We start from the raw sequence: 6676 nt of genomic DNA on the forward strand, positions 1-6676 counted from the left end.
TTTTATGTCTCTTTCTCTTTTTACCACTTGGCATATCAATGATTTTCCTAATTAATTACTAATAATCAGATTTGATTATTTTTCTTTACTCTATCTATAAATTTTTTTGATGGTTTAAAACTTGGGACAACATGAGCTGGTATAGTAATTGTAGTGGTAATATATCCCTCACTACTTTTCACAATATTTCTTGCTTTTTTAGCAGCCTTTGATTTAATTGCAAATGTACCAAACTCTCTCAAATAAACATTATCTCCTTTCTCTAATGATTGTTGCACAGTGTCCATAAACATTTCGACAACAGCTGAAACTACTTTTCTCTCAACTCCTGTCTTAATTGATAATTTCTGCACTAAATCAGCCTTAACCATTTCAAATAAATTTTAATTATTTGGAGCCAAATATAATTATTTTTACTTAAATTTTAGAGCAATTAATCTAATTTAAGAATTTGACAAATAAAATAATTCAATGGTATAATATAAACAAGCGTGATTTGCCTTGGAGAAAAAGTAAGGAACCGTACAAAATTTGGGTTTCTGAAATCATATTGCAACAAACACAAATTAAGAAAGGAGAAAGCTACTATATCAAATTTATTACCACCTTTCCTAATATTAAAACTTTATCAGAGTCTAATGACACTGAAATTCTAAAACTATGGCAAGGCCTAGGATATTATAATCGAGCATTAAATATGCTAGAAACAGCTAGAAATATAGTACAAAATTATAAGGGAATATTTCCCAAAAAATATAATGATCTTATAAAACTAAAAGGAGTGGGGGAATACACAGCAGCAGCTATTAGCTCTATATGTACAAATGAATCCAAAGCTGTAGTGGATGGAAATGTATATAGAGTTTTAAGCCGAGTATTTAATATTTCTGAACCAATAAACTCTAGTGCAGGTAAGAATAAAATAAAAACTATTGCTAATAAATTATTACCGCCAATTAATAGCGGCACATATAATCAGGCAATTATGGATTTTGGATCTATGCAGTGCACAAAGCATAATCCCAATTGTAAGATTTGTCCAATTAATAATAATTGTATAGCATATATAGATAATATAATTAATACTAGACCTGTTAAAACACGCAAAATTAAAAAAAAGCACAGATACTTGAATTATTTATTTATCTCTAATAATAACCAATTTATTATTCAACAAAGAGGAACAAATGATATTTGGAAAAAAATGTATGAATTACCACTTATTGAGTCAAATTCAGCGATTACAATTGATAAACTAAAGGCTGACAAGTATTTAAAGAAATTTATTATTAATGAAGTTAAAAAAGAGAGAAATATGAAACATTTATTGTCTCATCAATGTTTAAATATCGTGTTCTGGCATATTTCAGTTAAAAATTTGAATTCTAATCATAAAATTATTTCAAAGAAAGATATTTCAAAGTATCCAATACCTAAACCCATTGAAAGATATTTTGAGATTAAAGACTAATATTCTTTAAGAATAATATTTTACTTATATTTACAAATCTTAATAAAATTTAATTATGGCTGGTTCGTTAAACAAAGTGATTCTAATTGGGAATTTAGGCGCTGACCCTGAAATTAGGGAAATGCCTGATGGTACAAAAATGGCGAAATTTTCAATTGCAACATCTGAAAGATATACAAATAAATCTGGTGAAAAAATATCAAACACTGATTGGCATAACATCGTTTTATGGAGAGGAACTGCTGAAGTTGCAGAAAAATATCTCCAAAAGGGAGATTCAGTTTGTATTGAAGGAAAGCTAAAAACACGTTCTTGGGAGGATGAAAATGGCAACAAAAAATATGCAACTGATGTTCAGGGAGATAGTATGACAATGCTTGGTTCTAAAAAAGATTCGGATAACTCGAATATGGGTTATACACCTCCACCAACACAACTTAATAACAAAAAAGAAGATAATGTTACGTCATCAAGCTCAACCCCAGAATCTAACTCTATAGATGACCTGCCATTTTCAAATTAAAATACCTAATTAAATACCTATTTTGGAATCCGAAGTTTTTAGTTATAGTTTTTTAACTCCGTTAATCTCGTGTATTGTATTATTAGTTTTTTCTGGTCTAATATCAGGCTCCGAGATTGGTTTTTTTGCACTCAGTCCGACTGATAAAAGTCAATTGAAAGATTCGAATATTAAAAGACATAAATTAATTCTTCGACTAATAGAATCCCCTAAAATGCTTCTGGCTACCATATTAATCGCAAATAATATTATCAATATCACTATAATAATTATATCATCATTAATCTTTACTAACTACTTAAACCTTAACAGTCCAGCATTAAACTTTTTCATTCAAATACTCCTCACTACATTTCTTATTCTATTATTCGGGGAAGTTATACCTAAAACTTACGCAAATAGAAACCCTCTATTAGTTTCTGAACTAATGGCTATTCCATTAGTCTTTATTCAAAAAACTCTTTATCCAGCATGTAATCTGTTGGTCAAATCTACAAATCTAATTAATGAAAATATTCATAAAAAATCATCACTGTCTTTACAGAACTTAACAACAGCTGTCAATTTAACTTCAGACACTGAGGAAGAAGAGAAAAAATTTCTAGAAGGGATTATTCAATTTGGACAAACAGATGTGAAGCAAATTATGAAAGCACGTATTGATATTGTTGCATTAAATATTAATACATCATTTGATGAGGTTATAAATGTTATTTTAGAATCTGGATATTCTAGAATTCCTGTATACGAAAACGACATTGATCAAATTAAAGGTATTTTATATATAAAAGATCTTTTACCAAATTTTGATGTTAAAAATTTTGACTGGAAAAATGTAATTAGAGAACCCTTTTTTGTACCCGAAAGCAAAAAAATTGATGATTTACTAAAAGAGATAAAAGAAAGAAAAATTCACTTAGTTGTAGTTGTAGATGAATATGGAGGCACCTCTGGCATTGTTACACTTGAAGATATTTTAGAAGAAATAGTTGGTGATATAAGCGATGAATTTGACCAAGAAGATATTATTTACTCCAAACTTGATAATAACACATACATATTTGATGGAAAGACATCATTAAACGATTTTTACAGAGTGTTTAATATTGATGGAAAAGAATTTGAAAAAAACAAAGGAGAATCTGACACTTTAGCTGGATTTTTACTTGAAAAAATTGAAAAAATACCAGAGGAGGGGCAAAGTATTCAATTTCAAAAATTCAAATTTATAATCGAGAAAATTAACAAAAAACGAATTGTTTCAATCAAAACCTTACTTTCAAAATAATGAGATATATACTTATAATAATCATCCTGCTTAGTAGCTGTAAAGAACGCTTTAGTCCCAAGCCCAAAGGTTATATGAGAATTGATCTCGAAAATAAAATTGACTCACTATTTCAACCATTAAGTTGTCCTTTTAAGTTCACCGCACCCAATTATTTTAGTGTAGAATATAAAATGCAAACATGCTGGATAGATCTAACATATCCCAAACATCGTGCAACTATTCACTTAACATATAAACCCATCGATAATAATCTTTTTCAACTAATTGAAGACTCGCGACAAATTGTATATAAGCATACAGTCAAAGCCGATGCAATCAAAGAAAAAGTATATAATAATTTTAATCATAAAACTTTTGGCACTCTATATGACATACATGGTCAAACTGCTTCCGCAGTACAATTCCATATAACTGATAGTAACCAACATTTTCTAAGAGGGTCACTTTATTTCCATGCCAGTCCAAATCAAGATTCACTATCCACAATAAGTCAGTCTATTAGAGAGGATATTTTAAAAATCATAGAGACTTTAAAATGGGAAGACGAAGCCGACGAAGAAGCATTGAAAACTGACAAATAAATAATGAAAATGCACCTAACAAATGTATTAACTGTGTCAAACCAATAATTGAAAAATAACTCATTATAATACCACTAATTAATAAACAAATAACTGTGCCAATTATTAGCTTCTGCTCAATTTCATCATGGAAAAATTTTCTATTGTTAAAAATTATAACGCTATTTGAAATTAAAATTAACCAAGCCATTGAACGATGAAATTCAAAAATATTAGGTAAATGATTAATAATTAAATTTCTTGGTATAGTGTCTAAAAGCAAATCAACAGACTCCCTTACTTGGGTCCCCAATATTATTTGCGTGAACGAAATTAATAAACCCAAATAAATCCATTTACTACCTAAAGTATCAATTATAATTTTTTGTGCTGAACTAATTCTAAATAGAAAAAAAAGAAGGCATATTATTAGTAATGCAATTAGCATATGAATAGTTATTTTAAATGGAGACAGTATGGAAAATACGACTAATGCACCCATCCATGCCTGAAACGCCATTAAAAACACTAAAAATACAGAGAGTAATATCAAGATTAATTTCCGTGTAAATAATGAACTAACAAAAAGTAAAAAACAAAATACCCCCCCTATGGCACCTATCAATCGATTTATATATTCTGCCCATGTGTTAAATACATTAAAATTTAATTTATCATATCCTCTATCAGAGTAAATCTGCTTATAGTTGACAGGTACGTGTTCAATAGTAGTAGGTGGAATCCATTGACCAAAACATTTAGGCCAGTCAGGACACCCCATACCAGCACCAGTCATTCTAACAAAGCCGCCAGCACATATTATTAAGCAAACTGACACAATAGTGTACTTACATAAAGTATTATACCTATTTATCCAGTGCAAATTATACTTTTAGTTTATTATTATTTCTTAGATGAACAACAAGACTTTGTGCAGCCATTGTGTCCGGGAATCATACCAGCTAAAGAATTTTCTTTTTTATTCTTTCTTTTGAAGATGTTATTTGAGGCAGATCCTTTATCCGTATCACACGATGCATCTTTTTTTCCGCTTTTTTGACAACAATTCTTACCCTTTGAACAAGCCGCTTTATTAGACTTATTACTAACATTTGGTGCTAATGCTGTAAATTTACCACCACGATAACCATTAATCATAGTAACAATCTCTGCTTTGGAAAATTTTTCTGAATCATAAATAATTGCTGCAGATGAATTTTGAAAATCTACTGCTGCTAAAATTCCGTCATTTTGATTTAATGAGTTTTCAATCATTTTTGCACATCCACCAGCACAATGCATCCCTTCAATTGTTAAATTCAATGAAGTATTTGTTTGTGCAAAACAAAGGCTTATTGCAAAAACAAAAAATAAATTAAAGATTTTTTTCATCATAACACACATTTTTAAATAATTTAGATTAATACAAATATATATATATTTTGAATAAAAAAAGTATTATTAATTGGATTATACTATTAATTTTATCCACTATATGGGGTTCCTCATTTATTTTAATGAAAAAAAGTCTAATAAAGTTTTCTTACATTGAAGTAGGGTTATACCGGCTTCTAATTGCATTTATTATGTTATCACCTTTTTTAAAGGCAAGTTTTAGTAAAATAAAAAAACCCCACATAAAACCATTATTAATTGTCAGTATAATAGGCACTTTAATACCCGCAATAATTTTTGCTAAATCTCAATTATATATTCAATCCTACCTTGCTGGCATGTTAAACAGCCTAACTCCTTTCTTTACATTTATTTTAGGATTTTTAGTTTTTAATAAAAAAATAATACCTAAAAATATTGTAGGAATATTAATTGGTCTATTAGGTACTGTAATTCTACTATCTCCTCTTGAAAATAATATGATTAATTTTAAATATAGCATATTAATTATTTTTGCCACTCTATGTTATGCAATAAGCATAAATACAATAAAAGAGAATTTAAATTCATTAAGACCATTAGAAATTGCTGTTATATCATCTTTTATTTCAGCAGTAATTCCATTTCTCTATTTAGTTTCTACAGGATTTAGTTATAACATCGAGAAGATATACCTAAATAAAAACCTCTTCCTCTATTTAATTATATTAGGAAGCGTATGTACATCTATTGCAATTATATTATTTAATTATTTAATAAAAAGAACTAATGCACTATTTGCATCCTCCACAACGTATCTCATACCTGTTTTTGCTATAATTTGGGGTCTATTAGATGCTGAAAAGGTTAGTAATCTAGAATTAATTGGGATCATAATTATTCTAATCGGAGTGTTTGTCATGAATCATAAAAAGTAGTATTAATTTAATTTTATTGCATTAACATTAAGTTTTACTATATTTGCAGACCTAAAAAAAATTTAATTTAAAATGATTGCTGTAGTAAATATAGACGGGAGACAATTGAAAGTAGAAAAAAACCAAGAATTCTATGTCAACAGATTATCTGGGGAAAAGGGCGATAAAATAACACTGAATGAAGTTTTAATTATTGAAAAAGACAATAAAACAACCCTCGGCACCCCAACAATCAATGGAGCTAATGTAACAATATCGATCCTAGATCATATAAAAGATAAAAAAATTGTTGTTTTCAAAAAGAAGCGTAGAAAAGGATATAAGGTTAAAAATGGACATCGACAGATGCTGACGAAAATTAAAATTGAGTCTATATCAACAAACTCGAAAAATCAAAAATCAAATACAAAAGCTGACGAAAAGAAAACAACTGCAAAGAAAACAACTGCAAAGAAAACAACTGCAAAGAAAACAACTGCAAAGAAAACAACTGCAAAGAAAACAACTGCAAAGAAAACA

The 6676-nt window shown here is 28.6% G+C and carries 9 protein-coding genes; 6 read left to right on the forward strand and 3 right to left on the reverse strand.

Features of this window, described 5'->3' with window-relative positions; all coding sequences use genetic code 11:
* Positions 1 to 65 precede the first annotated feature (65 nt).
* On the reverse strand, positions 66 to 371 hold the full coding sequence (locus CBD51_003320) for an integration host factor subunit beta (protein RPG59356.1): 306 nt from the start codon (positions 369 to 371) through the stop codon (positions 66 to 68).
* Positions 372 to 451: 80 nt separating this feature from the next.
* Between CBD51_003320 and mutY the strand changes: the two genes are divergently transcribed.
* The 4 genes from mutY to gldD are packed head-to-tail and all read left to right on the forward strand — an operon-like array spanning position 452 to position 3866.
* Positions 452 to 1471, forward strand: coding sequence for an A/G-specific adenine glycosylase (gene mutY, locus CBD51_003325; GenBank protein RPG59357.1), 1020 nt, complete (start codon positions 452 to 454; stop codon positions 1469 to 1471).
* Between the two features lie 55 nt (positions 1472 to 1526).
* Positions 1527 to 1994, forward strand: coding sequence for a single-stranded DNA-binding protein (gene ssb, locus CBD51_003330; protein ID RPG59358.1), 468 nt, complete (start codon positions 1527 to 1529; stop codon positions 1992 to 1994).
* A gap of 13 nt (positions 1995 to 2007) precedes the next feature.
* Positions 2008 to 3282: a gliding motility-associated protein GldE gene (gldE, locus tag CBD51_003335; GenBank protein ID RPG59359.1), complete on the forward strand. Its 1275-nt coding sequence runs from the start codon at positions 2008 to 2010 to the stop codon at positions 3280 to 3282.
* Entirely contained in the window at positions 3282 to 3866 is a 585-nt protein-coding gene (gene gldD / locus CBD51_003340; GenBank protein ID RPG59360.1) for a gliding motility lipoprotein GldD, read from the forward strand. The genes gldE and gldD overlap by 1 nt, the downstream gene beginning before the upstream one ends.
* On the opposite strand, the gene CBD51_003345 is transcribed toward gldD, so the two are convergent.
* Complete coding sequence (locus tag CBD51_003345; GenBank protein ID RPG59361.1) at positions 3805 to 4728, reverse strand: heme A synthase; 924 nt, start codon at positions 4726 to 4728, stop codon at positions 3805 to 3807. The two genes, gldD and CBD51_003345, sit on opposite strands and share 62 nt — an antisense overlap.
* Positions 4729 to 4748: 20 nt before the next feature.
* Positions 4749 to 5249: a cation transporter gene (locus CBD51_003350; GenBank protein ID RPG59362.1), complete on the reverse strand. Its 501-nt coding sequence runs from the start codon at positions 5247 to 5249 to the stop codon at positions 4749 to 4751.
* Positions 5250 to 5287: 38 nt separating this feature from the next.
* On the opposite strand from CBD51_003350, the gene CBD51_003355 reads away from it, so the two are divergent.
* Together CBD51_003355 and rplU are read left to right on the forward strand one after the other, a co-directional pair.
* Complete coding sequence (locus CBD51_003355) at positions 5288 to 6157, forward strand: DMT family transporter (GenBank protein ID RPG59363.1); 870 nt, start codon at positions 5288 to 5290, stop codon at positions 6155 to 6157.
* A gap of 72 nt (positions 6158 to 6229) precedes the next feature.
* A partial coding sequence (gene rplU / locus CBD51_003360) for a 50S ribosomal protein L21 (protein ID RPG59364.1) occupies positions 6230 to 6676 on the forward strand: 447 nt, incomplete at its 3' end.

This window comes from Flavobacteriales bacterium TMED191, assembly GCA_002171975.2.
Taxonomy (GTDB): Bacteria; Bacteroidota; Bacteroidia; order Flavobacteriales; family TMED113.

Coding starts and splice junctions, on each gene's coding strand:
- CBD51_003350 (RPG59362.1), bottom strand. CDS start 5,249: ATGTGTGTTATGATGAAAAAAATCTTTAATTTATTTTTTGTTTTTGCA.
- gldD (RPG59360.1), top strand. CDS start 3,282: ATGAGATATATACTTATAATAATCATCCTGCTTAGTAGCTGTAAAGAA.
- ssb (RPG59358.1), top strand. CDS start 1,527: ATGGCTGGTTCGTTAAACAAAGTGATTCTAATTGGGAATTTAGGCGCT.
- CBD51_003320 (RPG59356.1), bottom strand. CDS start 371: ATGGTTAAGGCTGATTTAGTGCAGAAATTATCAATTAAGACAGGAGTT.